General features: G+C 43.5%; 9 protein-coding genes. All 9 read right to left on the bottom strand.

Annotated elements, in window-relative coordinates; genetic code table 11:
- Positions 1–22: 22 nt before the first annotated feature.
- Complete coding sequence (locus tag AAFF35_RS02855) at positions 23–1,909, bottom strand: RagB/SusD family nutrient uptake outer membrane protein (protein ID WP_342330842.1); 1,887 nt, start codon at positions 1,907–1,909, stop codon at positions 23–25.
- Positions 1,910–1,919: 10 nt separating this feature from the next.
- Positions 1,920–5,096: a TonB-dependent receptor gene (locus AAFF35_RS02850; protein ID WP_342330841.1), complete on the bottom strand. Its 3,177-nt coding sequence runs from the start codon at positions 5,094–5,096 to the stop codon at positions 1,920–1,922.
- Positions 5,097–5,537: 441 nt separating this feature from the next.
- On the bottom strand, positions 5,538–6,665 hold the full coding sequence (locus AAFF35_RS02845; RefSeq protein WP_342330840.1) for an endo-1,4-beta-xylanase: 1,128 nt from the start codon (positions 6,663–6,665) through the stop codon (positions 5,538–5,540).
- A 179-nt stretch (positions 6,666–6,844) separates the two neighbouring features.
- Positions 6,845–8,422: a glycoside hydrolase 43 family protein gene (locus AAFF35_RS02840; RefSeq protein WP_342330839.1), complete on the bottom strand. Its 1,578-nt coding sequence runs from the start codon at positions 8,420–8,422 to the stop codon at positions 6,845–6,847.
- A gap of 1 nt (position 8,423) precedes the next feature.
- Positions 8,424–10,355 (bottom strand): glycoside hydrolase family 97 catalytic domain-containing protein, encoded by a 1,932-nt coding sequence (locus AAFF35_RS02835; RefSeq protein ID WP_342330838.1) that lies wholly within the window; start codon positions 10,353–10,355, stop codon positions 8,424–8,426.
- Positions 10,356–10,360: 5 nt separating this feature from the next.
- Positions 10,361–12,850, bottom strand: coding sequence for a glycoside hydrolase family 95 protein (locus AAFF35_RS02830; RefSeq protein WP_342330836.1), 2,490 nt, complete (start codon positions 12,848–12,850; stop codon positions 10,361–10,363).
- A gap of 30 nt (positions 12,851–12,880) precedes the next feature.
- On the bottom strand, positions 12,881–15,238 hold the full coding sequence (locus AAFF35_RS02825; protein WP_342330834.1) for a glycoside hydrolase family 127 protein: 2,358 nt from the start codon (positions 15,236–15,238) through the stop codon (positions 12,881–12,883).
- A gap of 72 nt (positions 15,239–15,310) precedes the next feature.
- Positions 15,311–17,254: an alpha/beta hydrolase-fold protein gene (locus AAFF35_RS02820; RefSeq protein WP_342330833.1), complete on the bottom strand. Its 1,944-nt coding sequence runs from the start codon at positions 17,252–17,254 to the stop codon at positions 15,311–15,313.
- A gap of 19 nt (positions 17,255–17,273) precedes the next feature.
- A complete protein-coding gene (locus tag AAFF35_RS02815; RefSeq protein ID WP_342330832.1) occupies positions 17,274–18,644 on the bottom strand; it encodes a glycoside hydrolase family 43 protein in 1,371 nt (456 codons plus the stop codon).
- Positions 18,645–18,664: the final 20 nt, after the last annotated feature.

Here is an 18,664-nt window from a genome sequence, read left to right as displayed (position 1 = left end):
GATTTATAAATCATGAACTACCCTACCAGCCAGGGTTTTGAGAAAACTCCGGATACATATTCACATCGGCTCTTTTCAGCGGCAACCAATAATGTTTTTCACTAAACTGGCGTTGCAAAATCACACGTTCACGGTAGTTTACAACTTTGTTGAGCTTTTTATCCATAGTCGGATCTAATGGACTGGCCCGATCAAATTCTGCTGCTGTTTTCAACGTATAAGGCATCTCAGCCAATAAGCGCCAGCGGCGAAGATCGTTGAACCGGTGTCCCTCAAAAGCAAGTTCAACAGCACGTTCGCGTCTTACTTCTTTCATAAACTCGTCAGTAGAAGCAAGAAACTGCGCTGCCACATGTCCAACTCCGGCCCGGTCGCGGATCACATTAATCGCATCTGCGGCCGTTTTGCTAAAACTTTCAACCGTCGCAGACGGAGATCCGTAACCTGTAGCTACCGCCTCTGCATACATCAGGTAAATATCTGCGAGACGCATGTAAGGCACTTTAATGTTTAAGTTCTGTCCGTAATTCCAGCCCTGATCAAAGTTATTTGCTGTGGAAGGCACAAATTTGTAAAGCATATATCCTGTCCGGCTACCCGAACGGTTATCCCGGTAACTTCCGTTTGTGAATAAGTTGGCATAACGGTGCACTTCCATATTAGCGGCCAGGGTTCCCTGAACAACTTTAACCCCGTCGTATACGATGTCATTGTAAAACCTTGGATCACGGTCGCGCCATGGAGACTGGGGATCATATCCCGAGCCTGCAGGATCAGCCTGGGCTGAGTTTGCGATTGGCAAGCCATTCTTCATCCCATAGTAATTCACATAATTAGCTGTAGGGGCAAAGATCAGAGAGCCATCGCCTACCACTGCCGGGGTATATTGTTTTGCCGTCCCATAGGTTGAGCCATGTGCTCCCCAGTAAGGTCCGGTGAATATCGCTTCCGTCCCACCGGGGATCAGGAAGTTTTGTCCGACGGTGTAAAAATTGGTACTGTATTTTTCAAATGGGATCAGCTTATGAGGGGCCGAGCCACTTTCAGTTAACTTCAACAACTCTGCAAATGCCACAGCAGCCTTTTTACTAAACTCCGCATGGTAAGTTTTGCTACCTGTCGAAGCATAATTCATCAGGGGACTGGCCGCCCAGAGGTAGTTTTTACCCAAATACCCTAAGGCCATAATTTTATTGATGCGCAACTGATTTTTTCCGAAAGTCTGGGCGCCTGCCGTAGTATTGTCCCAGCTTACCGGCAGCAGATCAGCTGCTGCCCTGAAATCTTGTGCTGCTTTTTCCGCACATTCCTGATACTTTAAACGGGGTAACCTAAACGCTTCATCCGCAGGTAATACACGGTCTACATAAGGCAGGCCACCAAAATACTGCATCAGCATAAAATGAAACCATCCTCTGAAAAACAAGAGCTGACCTTTAATCAGATTGCGTTCTTCATCTGTGGCATTGACCAGCAAATCCATGTGCTCTAAACCCAGATTGGCTTTACGTATTCCATACCAGGCTAAAGGATATAGCCCTTTTGTCATCCTGTCATTGTTGGTGTTGGCACCGGCATTGTCCATGAATCCGGCACCCCAGCCATCAAATTCTCTTTGCCAGCCCCAGAAATCACCATTGTCAATTTTATTCACAATGTGAAAATTCTCTACCGTCGACTGGATCTCGTCATCTCCCCAATTCCAGCTGTTGGTCCAATAGCGGTTGGTGAAATCGGGGATACAATTATAGAGTTCTTCTGTAAAGCCCTGAAAACTACGAAAATCTTTAAACGCTGTTTTTTCCGAAACGATTGCTTCAGGATCTCTGTCCAGATATTTTTTACAGGAGATCCCGGTCACAGACCAGATGATTCCTATCAGTAATATGCTTTTTATATATTTTCTCATAACGATCTTATTAGAAGGTGATATTAACACCGAAATTATAGCGCTTTACCGTAGGGTAAGCGCCCTGAGAAGCCCAGCTTTGACCGCCTGCTCCCTGGTAATTGGCCTCCCGGTCATCAGGCATTTTAGTCCATACGTACAGGTTATTTCCATTTACAAATACCCGTAAGCTTGAAACGCCCGCTTTTTTGACCCAATTCTGTCTGAAAGTATAAGCGATCTCTGCATTTTTTAACCGCAGGTAAGAGGCATCATACATATACCTGTCGGCCGTATAAAACCCGGCTGGTGTTGATTCCCAGCGCGGCATCGGACCATCGGCATTGGTATTGTCCTTAGACCAGTAAGTGCCTTCGTCGTAAGCAACTGTATTTTTCCCTGCAAAGGATCCGAGCACCACCTGACGGGTCACATTATTAACCCCATAAAACTGTGCAAATACACTAAAGCCTTTCCAGTCGACACCCAATGTTGCGTTATAAGTATTTTGAGGGGCTCCGGAATAACCGTAAGGAATATTGTCATTGGCATCAATGATCCCATCCGCATTATAATCGATGAGCTGATAATTTCCCGGAATTTTCTGATGATCATTTGCATTGTGCATGGTACTCGCATAAAGTTCATCCCAGGTATTGTAATAGCCCTGGCTCACATAAGAATAGGCTTGGCCAATCTGTTTATCGATAGGTTTCGAATAGAGCGGTAACAGTTCAGCCACATCCGCATCAATCACCTTGTTCTTGGCATGGGTGAAATTGATATTTGTCCACACCCGCAGGTTATTGTTTATTTTTTTACTGAAACGGAGGTCAACTTCAAATCCTCTTGACTGGACTTTTCCCACATTAAATGTAGATGGCTGTGCCCCATAGTATGATGGAACCGCGCGGTTTGTACCGGTAAGAATGTCACTACGGTCATCCTGAAAGAAATCAATACTTCCGCTAAGCATGTCTTCGAAAAATCCAAATTCCAGCGCAATGTTCTTTTTCACGACCCGTTCCCAACGAACGTTCGGATTACCTACGCCAGTTTCCCTGTACCAGTTATAAGGACTTTGTTCTGCAGCTTCGCCTGTAATCCCCAGCGGAGTTTTACCACCGAATGCCCAATTGGTTAAAAATGCAAACCTTGGCGCACCGCCATCATCACCAATTGCCCCGTATGATCCGCGCAATTTGAGCCTGTTGATGAACTTTAAGGGCTTCATAAAATTCTCCTGAGAGATCATCCAGCCAAGTCCTCCTGAAGAAAAGAACTCGAAACGATAAGCCGGTCCGAATTTCTCAGATCCATTGTAAGCCCCGTTGTATTCGACGCTGTATTTACCGGCATAACTATAGGTGGTACGAAATACCCAATCCTCACGATAAGACGGAATAATACTTCCGATGGCACTTTCATCACGGCTCCACAATCCCATTGCTGTCACATCATGTTTATCCGCGATAGTGGTTGCATAATTCAATTGCAACTGAGAGAACATTCTGCGAAAGGTAGCCCCATCGTTTACATTACCGGCCCTGCTCGCCCACCTGGTACTTTCCGTCCATTCCAACTCGGTAGCAGCATCTTTAGTTTGTGAATAAGATACTACCCCGGTTTCAGGATCAATATATTTACTGAGTGTACCGTTATTCCGATCGTCAATGCCTCGTTCATTCTCGATGAAAGTATTATCAATAGATAGAGTACCTTTAACACTCAGTCCTTTCAGTAATGCGCTAAGGTTCTGGTCGACGGTAAAATCGGTCGTAATGCGGGAAGTTGTAATTTGCTGAAGCCCTGTGGTAGCCAATATTCTTGCCGAGTTAAGGCTTTGTTGTTCATTGGGCTTATAGTATCCCCAGGTTCCGTCTGAATAAACGGGCAGATAAAGGTTAGGAGCAGCAGAATACGCTGCAGTCCAGGTGTTGTAAGGATTTACGTCTATCCAGGGTCTTTCTGAAAGGCCTCTGGAGCCAGCTATATTTGCCCTGAATACGGTGGAAGGTGTCAACTGAAAATCCAGGTTACTGCGCACATTCAATCTTTTGAAACTATAGCCTCCGTCATAGCCCCGGTTGTTCTTGAACCTTTTGAAAAGATCACCCTCATCCAGGTAATCCACTGAAGAAAAGTATTTTACAAAAGGGGTTCCGCCGCTGATGTTCAGATTGGCATTGTAAGACATCGCATTGTCGCGAAACAAGGTATTGACCCAATCCACATTTGGATAGCGTTCGGCTTCCTGCAAATTTGCCGGCGACCGGTATTTACGCATGATATCTTCAGGAAGATAAGAATTCCAGGCTCCTGGTGCCAGTGCCAGTTCGTATTCTATGGTACGGTTACGCACCTTAAACATGTCGTAAGAGTCGAGTTTTCCAGGAAGTTTAGAGGCAGCTTTCACCACGGTATTGGCAGCTGCCCTGATTTCTGCTTTGCCTTCACGTCCTCTTTTGGTAGTGATCAGGATGACTCCGTTTGCGCCCTTCACTCCAAATACAGCAGTAGCAGACGCATCCTTTAATACAGAAACTGAAGCTACTGTGGCGATATCAATGTTGTTCATGGAGCGTTCCACTCCATCTACCAGAATCAGCGGGTTTGCATTGTTCCAGGTACTGCGTCCGCGGATCAGGATCTGAGGATCTTCTTCGCCCGGCATTCCTGAACTTGCGGTAGTAATTACGCCCGGCAAATTTCCTGTCAGGGCTGCCCCAAGGCTGGACACGCCACCAGTTCTTTCCAGCACCTCACTGGTTGTCTGTGTAATTGCCCCGACAACACTTTCTTTCTTCTGTGTTCCGTAGCCGACCACCACCACCTCACCCAGTTGTGCTTTATCATCTTTCATGACCACGCTTATGGTCGTTTTACCCTCAATACTGACATCCTGGGTCTTCATCCCAATATATCCTATAGTAAGTATGTTTCTATCAGCAGGGACCTCTATTGAAAACGTTCCGCTTAAATTGGCCTGCGTTTTAACATTCGTTCCTTTGACGGTAATGGTGGCTCCGCTAAGTGGATTTTGTTGCTCATCTTTTACCGTTCCCTTTATGGTTTTCCGTTGCTGTGCGGCAGCGGTCCCCATAAAAAGAAAGATCATCATTAAGCTGAGGTACATTACAGGTAACAGCTGCTGATACCCACAATATTTGTGGCACACAGCATTACCCACCTTGGTGTTTTTTTCCATTATTTAAAATCATTTAAAGAGAAATAGAATTTGGATAATTATTTACAGGCCCTAATTGTATATAGGGTCATAAAAACTGTATTTGTTAGCTGTAATGCTCAAATGAGGGCAGAATTCTTCCTCGGGATAGTAGTAGCTTTTTGTCATACGATTTGGTTTATAGTTTGGTTAATATTTGGTTTGGAACCGCCTATAAAAACTACTGTCGCAAGTGACCATGGAATTAATTGATCTCAGCCCGCTTAAGTTTGTTTGGTTCGTTATTCTTACCTTATGGAGGTCAGAACTTTTCATATTCGGTTAATCGAATGTAAAATAGTTCCGTTTTTAAGGCTAGCACAATTGTTCAAATTTATATCCGGTTTGTTCAAAGAAGCAAAAAACACGCCTCAAGCGCTAAAAACGCATAAAAAACTGCATAAAACACTTAAAATTAAGTTGTTATTTCTTTGTTGAGATCCGGGAGATCATTTCGACAAATGGCTTTGCTTTATATTGTCGGTCAAACAACAAAGGATAATCTTTGCGCCCAAATACAGGCCAGTTATTTAACCAGGAATCGCCATCCGTAACTCCCCAGACGGTAACCCTGCTTATTTTATCATGATGCTTTAAAAATAACCTGAAGAAGTCCAGGTAACGATCCTGTAATTTCGCTTCTACAGCATCTGGCAAACCATCGATGTAAGGATTAATCGCCTTTTTATATTCGTAATTCTGGTTGATATCAGCGCCGGTATTTCGCCTTGGATTGGGCAAAACTGTGACGTCAAGTTCTGTGATCATCACTTTGGCACCCGTACCTGAAAATGCCAGCATACTTTTCTCAAAGTCACTGATTTTCGGATAATCAAGTCCCACATGGCCCTGCATCCCTATGCCTGTAACTCTTACCCCCTGTTTTTTCAATTTATTGATCATGCTGACTACACCATTGCGTTTTCCTTCCAGCGACATCGAGAAATCATTGTAATAGAGTTCTGCCTGCGGATCGGCAGCATGAGCGAATTCAAATGCCAGACGTATAAAGTCCTCCCCGATAATGGTATAAAACTTACTTTTTCTAAAGGACCCGTCGTCTAATATTGCCTCATTTACCACATCCCAGCCTTTTATACGTCCTTTATATCGGGAAACCACAGTGGTGATATGATTTTTCATTCTTTCTATCAGCACCTCCCTGGATACCTCATTTCCATGCTCATCCACAAAAAACCACCTGGGTGCCTGGGAATGCCATATTAAGGTATGTCCAATGGTAAACATATTGTTTTGCGCTGCAAATTCGACAAACTGATCGGCATCTCTGAACTGAAACTGGCCTTCCCTTGGCTGAAGCGACATGCTCTTCATGCAGTTTTCAGCTACGACAGAATTAAAATGTGTTTTTACTATTTTTAAAGCATTGGTATCCCTGCCCCATATTTGCCGGGTATTTAAGGCAACGCCTATGTGAAATTTTCCTTTGAAAACATCTTTGAGCGGAATGGTTTCAGACGTATAATTTGTATACGAAGTAATTAAAACTGTGGACAGACAGCCCAATAAAATCAAAACAATTTTTCTCATGATCATGTGTAATAGGTCAACTGCTGATATGGGGCCTTCGCCAACACATAAGCAGATGGTCAAGGTATCGCTAAGTGTTACTGTAATGTTGAATTATTCAGCAAAAGACTAGCACTTTTGTTTAACCTTAGCAATAACCTGAGAAAGTTGCCCGGAATTGAAGAAATCAGGATTATAACTTAGTTTGAAGGAGATTTCTTATCCGAAATATGGAAGTAATCAAAATCAGCATAGCCCCCTGTTTGCTTTCTGGCATAGTTAAACAATGCAAAACGGTAGCCCATAAAATGAGGAATGGTATAAGCCATTTTCATTGGGTTTCCTATTGTTTTCCAAACCTTTCCGTCAAGACTGTAAAAGAAGCTGGCCAGGTCCCGCTTTTGAGAAAAATCACAATCTATTTTAAAATAGATTTTATCCTGTTCAAGCTGTACCCGTTCCTTTTCGATGGGTTTACCGGTACCTGCGTCAATGATGACCATGTATCTGGAATTCCCTTCTACGCTAACCCCAACCAGCCCATAATTTTTCTGCAAAATACCTAAGCCTGCAAGATCACCATCCTTCATCATAGCGACATCAACAGCGGTAGTTCCTGAAGAAAAGGGACCGATGGTACGTTGAGTTAAAGTATTTCGGGCCTGCAAAAAGTTACTGTCAATTTTTCCAGTCGTTAACCTTAAGTATCCCGCTCTTTTTTTCACCGACCAAAGACCGGCATCCGGTTGATGGTTCCATTGCCAGACCAATGGCAGATCAGGCTCGCCATTCTTACGGTTAAAATCATCAGAAGCCACAATTCCCGGCATCAGCCCTTTACTCATCGGTAAATCCAGTGTTTCCGGAACTTTGCCATTGGTACCCAATACCGGCCAGCCATCCTGCCATTTCACCGGCACTAAATAAGGAATTCTACCTACAGCACCGAAATCACGAAAAAGATAAGCGAACCATTCTCCATTTGGCTTGTCGATCAATCCACCCTGAGCCACTCCCAGATCCTGTAAGCTGGTTTTGCCATCATAAGGACCCGTGATTTTATCCGCTCTGTGAACGACTACAGTTCGCATACCTCCTTTTGGCCAGGTAATGTTAAAGAGATAATATTTCCCCTTTACTTTAAACAATTGAGAACCTTCTGCAGGCAGACCAATGTTTTCACCGGATGGGAGGCTGGCATTTTCTATGATGATACGTTCAGGAACATCAGTATTGACGCCTGACAGATCAGATTTCAGTTCAACCAGTCTGATCTTCCCTCCTCCGTAAACCATGTAAACTTTACCATTATCATCAAAAAACAAAGAATGGTCATGTAAACCTGGCCTGAAAGCGCTTACTTTCCAAAGCCCTTTCTCTATATCTTTTGTAGTATATATATAAGTTTTACCAGTAGTCTGAGCAAACGTACTTACATAGAAGGTCCCCTTATGATAACGGATACTGCTCGCCCAGGTCCCATGACCATAAGCATTCTTCCCGTTTGTCAGGTTGAGCGCATCAACATTTTCGAGCGTATCATAGGCATAACTTACAATTTTCCAGTTGATCAGATCTTTAGATTTCATAATCGGTACACCGGGACTCATGTGCATGGTGGTGCTGCTCATGTAGTACGCATCACCCACACGTACCATGGACATATCCGGGACGTCTGCAAAAATAACAGGGTTTTGTGCCTTTTGCTGTTGAGCAAAGACCTGATGGCATAGAAAAATTACAGCAAAAAATGCCATAGGGACTACAAACTTTTTCATCTTATTCAAAAACAGCTATAAAACCATCATATTTCTTCAAATCAACCTCCACTTTACCACTTGCCGGTATGTTCATTTTTTTCAAATCAAACGGCGCATCGCCAGTATTACCCGATGAGATCAATGCTCCAGTCTTATTTTTTAGAAAGGAAAGGTCTAAAGTCAGGTGTTTATCAATTTTTTCTCCATTAATCCCCGCCACATACCATTTGTTTCCGGTCTTTCTGGCAACGACATACAATTGTCCCGGATAACCTTCGATAAACTTCAGGTCATCCCAGGAATTGGGTATTTTTCTCAAAAAATCCTTTACAAACACAGGAACTTCCTTCATGCCATCAGGCGTCTCCGCATAATGTTGGATACCAGATAAAAATGTAATGGCAGTGGCCAGTTCAAAAGCAGGTGTGGTTACCCTGTTTATTCCGGGTATTTTATTTAATACCATTGGCGTGAAATCCATTGGATCAAAAACATTGCGCACCATTGCACTCATTACCGAATGTTCAGGAGCCTTATTAGCTGCATCCTGACTAAAAGTGATCATTTCATAACCGTAAACCGCCTCGGCAGTCATCAAATTTGGATACGTCCGCTGCCATCCCCTCGGGAGTGTGGCCCCATGAAAATTAACTAATAAATGATGGTCTGCCGCATCTTCCAGGATATCCTGATAATAGGCGATCATGGACTGTCCATCTCCTCCAAAAAAATCCATTTTTATTCCTTTGATGCCCATACTTCTCAACCGGGTAAACTCCTTTACCCGACTTTCATGACTTAACAGCTTATCTTTTGGGGTAAATTTCACCGTATTCCATTCGCCGGCAGAATTATACCAAAGCAACAACCCTACATTTTTTCCTTTTGCATAATCTGCTAAAATTTTCACGGAGTCGTAACCGATGGTCTGATCCCAGTTGGCATCAATAAGGCAATATTGCCATTTCATATCCGCTGCATAATCAATGTATTTTTTCTGGACCGGATATATCGTAGCTGCATCCTTTTCCAATACCCAGCTCCAGGAAGCTTTACCAGGTTTTATAAATGAGGTATCCATCTTTTTTGTGGGCAGGGCAAGGTCAGTCCCCAAGGTAGATTCCATGATCGTTTTCAGATTGCCGATAGCAATAATCCGCCATGGAGTCTTCCAGGGTAAAGCCGACTCCGGATTTAATGCCCCACCGGCAATTTTTTCAGGTGCCTGCGGAAAATTGATATGATATTCCCCACCATTCGAAAACTGTTGCAGCGCTGTGCCACAGTAATTCCTTTCCAAACCACTCTCTGTGATCATTACCCAGATATTTTTATGCTTAAACAAAGCCGGGTACACCCAGCCATTGCTGCTATTGGAAGCTGTACCCACCGGAATATCCATCATATAATGAGCTTCGTAAGATGGGTTGGTATGTTCAAATCCTGTTTGAGCTTCTGTTTTGGGTTGTAGCCAGGCCCTGGTTCCCTCCGGAAAGCGAAAACTGGTTGCCTCAGCTTTTATGCTCCTGATCTCCTTATCCTGCTCCGGGAATTCATACCGAAACGCAACGCCATCATTAGCCACCTGAAAAATGACATTCATCTTTTTTCCGGAAATCGTTTTTGTTTCGATGAGCAGTCGGTTTGCAGTATAATTGATATCCTTCTTTTTTGCATTAAGCATGGTATAATGATCGGATATGCGGGTCGGAAAAGATGCCCTTATGACCTGCAGGTTTTTAGAGAAATCTTCATCTTCCCTTACTATGCCCATTTTGGAGTCTGTAAGTACAGTTTCTCCTTTATACCTGATCTGATATACCAACTCAGCAGGCTTACAGGTTACCTGTATATTTTTATCGGGACTGGAGATGAGGTAGATACCTCCTTTTTGTGCATTACTGAAAAGGGCACAAAGCAAAAAATTAATTGATAAAATAGTGAACTTCATGAGTATTAATTTAAAACCAGGGTATAAAGTTGATGGGCTTGTGTAGGGACATCATAAACAAATGTCTTTTTCAGCTCCGGCAAGGCCAGGCTGGCTTTTTCAGAAACAATGGCATCAGGGATTTTTGCTACCGCATAGAATGGGTTCGGATTTTCTCCTTTTGCGACTTTTAAAACAGCCTCATTTATCTTTATCGGATTAGGAACTCTTAAACGAAGGTTCCCACCAATTGTAGATCTGATGACCGCTTTAACCACTTTTCCATTTACCCATTCCATAGTGATCACTTCAAATCCGCCTCTTGCCCTCAATCCACTAATGCTGCCACTCATTTGCCATTCATCGGGAAGTGCCGGAAGCAGATGCAATGCACCATCTGCACTTTGCATTAACATTTCAGTAATACCAGAGGTACAACCAAAATTACCATCGATTTGAAATGGAGGATGCGCATCAAATAAATTGTTGTAAGTTCCCCCTCCATCAGGATTAACCCCCAAAGGAGTCAGCTGATTTTTAATGAGCTGATAAGCATGGTTTCCATCCTGCATCCTTGCCCACCAGTTGATTTTCCAGCCCATGCTCCAGCCAGTCGACACATCTCCCCTTTGCAGGAGCGTATTTTTAGCTGCACTGTATAATAAAGGGGTACGATATGCTGAAATCTGATTAGACGGGAATAAGCCATAAAGGTGGGAAATGTGACGGTGCTTGTCGTTGGGACTATCCACATCATCTATCCATTCTTGTAACTGCCCGTATTTGCCAATGTGCATAGGAGGCAAATGTGTTCGCATTTGTATTAAGCTATCCGCAAATTTCAGGTCTTTGTTTAAAATTTTAGCGGCCCTGATCGCGGTGGTAAATACATCAAAAACAATCTGGTTGTCCATCGTCGTTCCTGCATCCAGGGAAGAACCGCCATGCGCTTGCGGCGCATTTTCAGGAGAGGTTCCGGGATTAACCACTAACCATTTATGGGTTGGATGCGCAACTAAAAAATCTTTATAAAAGGTAGCCGCTCCTTTCAATATAGGATAAACGCTGCTTAAATAACGCTTATCCCCACCGTATAAATAATGTTCCCATAAATGCTGACTGGTCCAGCCTCCTCCACCATTCCAAATGCCCCAAAAGGCACCGTCAACCGGCCCTGTTATGCGCCATATATCTGTATTGTGATGAGCTACCCATCCCCTTGCTCCATACATTGATTTGGCTGTCTCCGCACCGGTTTCAGACAGCTCTTTTACCATTCTTAAAAATGGTTCATGTAATTCCGCCAGGTTTGCAGGCTCGGCAGGCCAATAATTCATTTGTGCGTTGATGTTTATGGTGTATTTACTATCCCATGGCGGATTTAACTGATCATTCCAAATCCCCTGCAGATTAGCTGGCTGACCACCAGGTTGTGAGGAACTGATCAATAAATAACGCCCAAACTGATAATACAAAGCTGCAAACTGGGGATCTGAGACCTTCCTGAAATTCATCAGTCTTTTGTCGGTAGGCAAATCTGCAGCTGCAGCGGGGCCCAAATCCAGCTTAACGCGATTGAAATATTTCTGATAGGCTGAAATATGTGTATTTAAAATTGTACTGAAAGATTTTGAAGATGCTTTGTTAAGGTAATCAAGTGCTCTTTTATGCTCATCAGCACTAACGTCCTTATAGTTATTGAAGTTGGTAGCAATAGATATATATATCGTAACTGCATTGGCACCTTGAATGTTAATGGTACGATCTGTTGAAGTAACCGTCCCTCCATCGTTTTTAAACCTGCTGATGACTTCATACTTCACCATTCCTTTAACCCCTTCGTGGTCACTTGTCAGGCCTTGCATGCTGAGGTCTTTCGCAGATACATTAATGGCAGCGTTTTTATGTGGCGTGGTATAAGAGGCCTGGAAAGAAATCTGTGAGGGTTTGTCTGCAGTTAAACGCATCACCACAACCCTGTCGCCAAACGCGGCAAATGCCTCCCTGGTATAGGTCACTTCCCCAACCTTATAAGAAGTTTTTGTAATGGCTTTTTCAATATCCAGTTCCCTGTAGTAATTTTGATAGCTTTCCTGTCCGGGAAACTTCAAATGAAGATTACCGGCAGGCTGAAATATCTGACCGGAAGATTTCTTACCAAACATCACTTTATTGGACAACTGTTCCGCTTCTTTCTGCCTTCCCTCAAAAATTAACCGGCGTATCTGACTTAAAGAATCCAGGGTTTCCGGAACATCATTCCGGTTCGGGCTGCCACTCCATAAAGTATGCTCGTTGAGTTTTATGATTTCCTGATCTACGTTACCATAAACCATGGCGCCAAGCACTCCATTCCCTATAGGTAAGGCATTTTCCCAGATTGTACCGGACGGTTGTTCATACCACAGTTTTAAATTTGAGGAACCTTGCTTTTGAGCTTTTAAAACAACCGTTGGCATGATTAACAAAAGGAGCAGCGTACTGATCAAACGAAACCTGCAGCTTTTAAAATCCATGTTAGTTCTCATTTTATTCATACCTTTTCTTTATTTGTCCTTTACCAGCCTTATGCGGTAAACTGGCGCAGTAGCTTTTCCCGGTAAGGCCAGAAACCTGATCCTCACCTGTTGTTTTCCCTTGAGCATATCAGCCGGAATGCGGTATTCTTCATGATAGAAACCCGGTTTCCTGGCACCCTGTGTAGCATCTACAACCTTAAGCCTGTTTTCATCAATATAAATTTCAAACTTTTTTCCCTCCATAGTGGCAGATTCGTACCGGACGTTCAGCAATAAATCACTAAGCCCCTGAGTGGACATGTTGTAACTAAAATATCCTCCGTCGTAAGCATCACGCCAGAATTCATCAGAGGTACTACCGCTGCGGGAATTTTCCTGAAGGAGTGCGTGATCTACCTCTGGCTGCTGTTCACCAGGCCCCACAAAATCTACCGTTCGTTTTTCCAGATTCATTCTGTCTGTTTCTATTCCCGTAAGCGAATCCATATAATTAACATACTGCAGAGGGGTTAGGGTCATCCAATACGCCATATATCTGGAATCATGAATGCGATAAAAAGGTTCCAGTACCAGTTTCTCCGGATTGATGATCTTTTCATTTACAAATGAGAATGTCATCGGATGTCCTTTTACCGGAACGATCTTTTCTGGTATTGCAGAAATATCGTCTTCAATGAGAATGGGTGCTTTATCCACAGGAAGTTTTTGTCCGCCGGCAATATGCCCCCAACGGCTATCATCTGCAATCAGCTTGTTCAATTGTTCCGTTTTTGTCTTCGCAGCAAGGAGTATGGGACCATGCATAATGGCCACATATTCCGGAACATTCGGCATCCGTTCAATTGTGGTTTGCATTGGCATGATGACTTTGACTACATCGCCTTTTTTCCAGGTTCTTTGAATACCGATATAGGAAGAAGGCAGTTTCTTATATTTTATAGCTTTACCATTTACAAAAATTTGCAGGGTATTTTCCTTTACCCATGATGGGTGTCTCAGCATCAATGTAAATTTTGCAGATCCTCCGGTAATGGTAAGTTTGGTCTGCTCCTCATCGGGAAAGGAAGTTTCCTGTTTTAAGCTGATGTTCTTTTCCTTCCAGTTCAGGGTGGAGGCAATAAATAAGTTCAAATACAAGGAATCTTTGCGATGGGTATATATAAACTCATTGTACTTGCCATGATTCTCCATTCCACTTCCCACGCAGCACCACATTGCTTCATTTGGTGCAGAATACACCCGGTAATGCCTCGGCCTTACCGGTGTAAAATAGACATATCCGCCATGGCCTGGATGTTGGGTAGATAAAATATGGTTGTACAATGCACGTTCATAAAAATCGGCATACTTTCCCAGTGGCTGCTCCCTGAATAATCCCTGGGTAAGTTTCAGCATATTATAAGTATTACAGGACTCAGGTCCTTCTACATCATTCACAAAATCTGAACTGGCTGCAACACTGGGGAAAAACTCCCGTCTGCTGTTTCCTCCAAATGCAAGTGTCCGGTTGTCTGTAACTGTTTCCCAAAAAAAGCGACCGGATTTTTCATATTGCGCTTCATGACTCAGTTCAGCAATGCGTTGAAAACCCAGGGCTTTTGGAACCTGAGTATTGGCATGTTTATGATCAAGATGATCCAGGCCCTTCGCCAGTGGTATCAGAAGCTGCTGATGGGAAAATCGTTTTGCAGCGATAAGATACTTCTCATCACCAGTGATTTGGTAAGCATCAGCCAGCTCTTCGTTCATCCCTCCGTGCTCGGTATCCAGCATCGCCTGCATTTGTTTTTCAGACAGCCCGGATGTGATGTCGATTGCCCAGTCGCAAAATTTCAAAAAGATCGCTTTAGCATCCTGATTACCTCCGTACAACCAGGCATCCCGTAATCCGGCATACATTTTATGTACGTTATACCAGGGAACCCAGGCAGCACGGTAAGCTTTAAAATCTCCTTTTTTAAATGTCGACCATATTTCAGCACTATTGGGTACACCGCCAACATAACCAACACCCCAATCCGGATAACTGAGGGCATTTTTGTTTTGACAGGCTTTCAGTTCTGCAATCATATCATCCATCCGGCGTTTACATTCCGGATTTTTGGTAGAGGCGTAGTTCAATGCCATGGCCGTCAGATAGTGCCCACCAATATGTCCATCCAGTCCTTCCCAGTTTTTATAGCTGGATTTCTTTACCGGAATCCCTGCTGCGCGGAGATAGGGAGCAAGCATCCGGTCTACGTCGTACGCCAATAAGGTGTTAATATTAAGATTTCTGGCCTTATTAAAGGGACCATCCATCAACGTCACCTGTTCCAGAGGGAACTGGTTTGGATATAGCTTTTCCTGAGCATTTAGCTTCCCATAAAAAAACAGGCTGGCCATCGCAATTTTACAAGTAATGATTCCGGAAGACCGGATTATCCGGTTTTTTTGAAAACTCAACATATGAATGAACTACATGAATAACAATGATGCAAACTTATAAAGGTTATTTCTCCATACCGGCCAGGTATGGCCACCAGGATATTCCTCATAAGTGTGGTTAACTTTCAAATCCCTGAATTGATTCAGCATCAACTGACAGTTATTATAGGCGATATCAGTTTTACCGCCCATAGCAATCCAGAATTGCCTGAGGTTGGCATTGATCTCGTCCTTATGATCTTTAATAAAAGCATATTGCCCATCTGCTATTGCATTCTGACGGGGAACCACCCATCCTGAACTGAAAACGCCCAGATAGGCAAACAGGTCTGTATTTTTGATTCCGGTGTAAAGGGTGTGCATCCCTCCCATAGACAGACCTGCTAAAGCACGGCCCGACGCTTCTTTCTTTGCTCTGTAGTTTGTTTCTACCAATGGGATGATCACCTCTTTCAATTCCGATTCAAAAGTTTTTAATCCTGCTTCAGCAAAAGCAGCAGCACCAACATTAGCGTCAGGCATGACCACAATCATAGGTTTAGCTTTTTGTGCAGCGATGAGGTTATCCAGGATTAAACCCGCCTTTCCCTGGTTTGACCAGCCGGTTTCATCCTCTCCTCCGCCATGAAGAATATACAATACCGGGTATTTTTCCTCAGTTTGTGCATCATAGCCAGGCGGGGTGTATACATAAAGTTGTCGCCATGAATTGGTGTTTTTTGAAAAATACTTTTTAATGCGGATATCTCCGTGCGGCACATCTTTTAAAGCATAATATCCCCCACCTGCAAATGGGATTTCGATACCACTCGCCATCCTGCCCATCCCGTAGTAAGTTTTACTTGATGGATCAGCCAGGGCAACGCCATCGATGATTAAAGAATAGTAATGGAAGCCTTCACCAATAGAATCCGTAGTGACAGTCCAGTTCCCGGACTCATTTTTTTTCATGTCGTATTTTTTTCCCAAATCCACCTGAACTGTTTTGGCTTCAGGTGCATGAAAGTTAAAAGCCACGCGGTGATCAGGCATAATTTGCGGATAATGATTTGAGCCAATATTCGTTGATGCAGGCATTCCCGCAACCGGGTATTTAGAAAAAGCAGCAGTATCAACAGGCTTAAACAACAATTGGGAAAACATATATAAACCGTTTCTCCAGATTTTAAAATCATGCACTCCCGGCTCAATAAAATAGATGTGCGGAACGTTGGTTTTTACCAGGTAATCATGGGTGCGTTTACTGTTGACAATCAAATTGTCACTCGCTCCGCAAGAAATAAACAACAGCTTCAGCATTTCCTTTGCCTTTTTAGGATCAGGAATCAATTCAGCAGGCAATTTTGTATTTGGAGCCGAGGAAAATCCCCCAACCCACGCGAATTTTTGAAGGTTACCTAATCCGAAATTTAAGGATTGTCCGCCGCCCATAGATAATCCGGCTATGGCCCGGTGCTCCCGGTCTGAATACACCCGAAACTTCTTCTCCACAAAAGGGATCAAATCGTTAAGCAGGTCTTTTTCAAATGTGGAAAAGGCCTCTATTTTATCTTTTGCCATGACATTACCAGTAGCACGGTCATCTTTCATGGCACGCCCATTAGGCATCACCACAATCATCGGCTCCAGTTTGCCGGCGGCATATAAGTTATCCAATATTAACTGGGGCTTAGCGCCATTTAACCACTCCTTTTCATCTCCTCCGATTCCATGCAGCAAATACAATACAGGATACCTTTTATTTTTCGAATATCCAGGTGGGGTATAGGTGATGGCTTTTCTATGGACACCTACAGTTTTGGAATAGTAGCTGACCGTATCTATTTTACCATGCGGTATGGTTGTGTTCTCAACATCAAAGCCTGCTGCAGCAGGTGCTATAACTCCCTGGGAAAAAACAGGCATACTGAACAGAAAGGCAGTGCCAGCCAGCAACAGCAGTCTGACCCTCAATAGTTTTATCAATTTAATCATATTTGGTTTTATAAGAGGTTTAGAGGTTTGAGAATTTCCACCAGTTAAAGTTAAACAAATTGCCTTCAGGTCCTTTAAACACAAAAAACACATCCTGAATCCCTTTTGCCTTACTGACATTAGCAGATTGGGTTTTCCAATTCTGCCATCCCCCGGTTGGTTTCAAGTCTAATTTCCCAATCAATGTACCGGTTGGGCTACCCAGGCGAACTTCAATTGCACTGCCCGATACTACGGTGGTAATGTTGGCTTCAAACGACCTTGCACCCTTGCCAAAATCAACACTGCGAACTTTAATATAGTCTCCGTTATTTATGTCGGAAACGTAAACTCCGACCTCTTTATCTGTAACGGTTTCCACACCTTGCTCCCAGGCGATGGTTTCTGCTTCTACGCGCTTAAACGGATGGAGGTTTGCGACTCCATTTTTAATGCCTGAAGATGGGTCAATTCTGACAATAGTACCATCAGCGTTAAACTTACATTCGTCTACGCAGACGGAACGGTTAAATCCACCTCCGCCCTCCAATGCCCCATTGTGATAGAACAAGTAGCTCTTCCCTTTGTAATCCACCAATCCGGGATGGTTGGTAAAAGCACCTCCTTTATTTATGACCGTCATAATGGTATCTCTGTACGTCCATGGCCCCGTTGCGGTTGGTGCGGTAGAATAAGCCAGATGCTCGGGAACTCCGCCCGCTGCATATAATAAATAATACAATGCTTTACGTTTGTAAAGCCAGGGGCCTTCCTCATAAGCTGATGGCCTTTTATCAACATCCTTAAACCGAACGTTAAAGCCCTCTTTGTTTAGCGGAACATCAATGACATCTCCTGAATAAGAGGTCATATCTTCATTTAATTTTACATATTTTAAATAAGGATTTCCCCAATATAAATAGGCTTGTCCATCGTCATCTATAAAAACTGTAGGATCAATATCTCCATTTCCGCTATGTACCAATGGCTTACCTATCGCATCTGAGAATGGCCCCGCAGGGGTTGTTGAAACCGCGACGCCAATTGCCATTCCTTTGCCATTCGACTGATTTAGGGGAACATACCAATAGAATTTGCCATTCCTGAAAATACACTGTCCCGCCCATGCATCTTTCTTAGCCCAGCTAAATGCCTCCACAGACAGGGGCGAGCCACGGTCAGTCCAGTTCAGCATATCTGTGGTAGAATAACACCTCCAGTCTTTCATCGTGAACCAGGTAGACCGGTCTTCATCATGTCCTGTATATAGAAACAAGGTATCGTTGTGCACTATTGGAGCGGGATCAGCCGTATAAACTGTTTGAACAATCGGGTTCTGAGCCCTGCTATGAAAAATAATGCTGAACCCCAACAACAGGATCAGCACACTATATCTAAAAAATATATTCATTTGTGAATTTTTTATGAGCC

Source organism: Pedobacter sp. FW305-3-2-15-E-R2A2, from assembly GCF_038446955.1.
Taxonomy (GTDB): domain Bacteria; phylum Bacteroidota; class Bacteroidia; order Sphingobacteriales; family Sphingobacteriaceae; genus Pedobacter.
The sequence above is the reverse complement of the archived record's forward strand: the minus strand, read 5'-3'. Positions and strand labels throughout refer to the sequence as shown.

Coding starts and splice junctions, on each gene's coding strand:
- AAFF35_RS02855 (WP_342330842.1), bottom strand. CDS start 1,909: ATGAGAAAATATATAAAAAGCATATTACTGATAGGAATCATCTGGTCT.
- AAFF35_RS02850 (WP_342330841.1), bottom strand. CDS start 5,096: ATGGAAAAAAACACCAAGGTGGGTAATGCTGTGTGCCACAAATATTGT.
- AAFF35_RS02845 (WP_342330840.1), bottom strand. CDS start 6,665: ATGAGAAAAATTGTTTTGATTTTATTGGGCTGTCTGTCCACAGTTTTA.
- AAFF35_RS02840 (WP_342330839.1), bottom strand. CDS start 8,422: ATGAAAAAGTTTGTAGTCCCTATGGCATTTTTTGCTGTAATTTTTCTA.
- AAFF35_RS02835 (WP_342330838.1), bottom strand. CDS start 10,355: ATGAAGTTCACTATTTTATCAATTAATTTTTTGCTTTGTGCCCTTTTC.
- AAFF35_RS02830 (WP_342330836.1), bottom strand. CDS start 12,850: ATGGATTTTAAAAGCTGCAGGTTTCGTTTGATCAGTACGCTGCTCCTT.
- AAFF35_RS02825 (WP_342330834.1), bottom strand. CDS start 15,238: ATGGCCAGCCTGTTTTTTTATGGGAAGCTAAATGCTCAGGAAAAGCTA.
- AAFF35_RS02820 (WP_342330833.1), bottom strand. CDS start 17,254: ATGATTAAATTGATAAAACTATTGAGGGTCAGACTGCTGTTGCTGGCT.
- AAFF35_RS02815 (WP_342330832.1), bottom strand. CDS start 18,644: ATGAATATATTTTTTAGATATAGTGTGCTGATCCTGTTGTTGGGGTTC.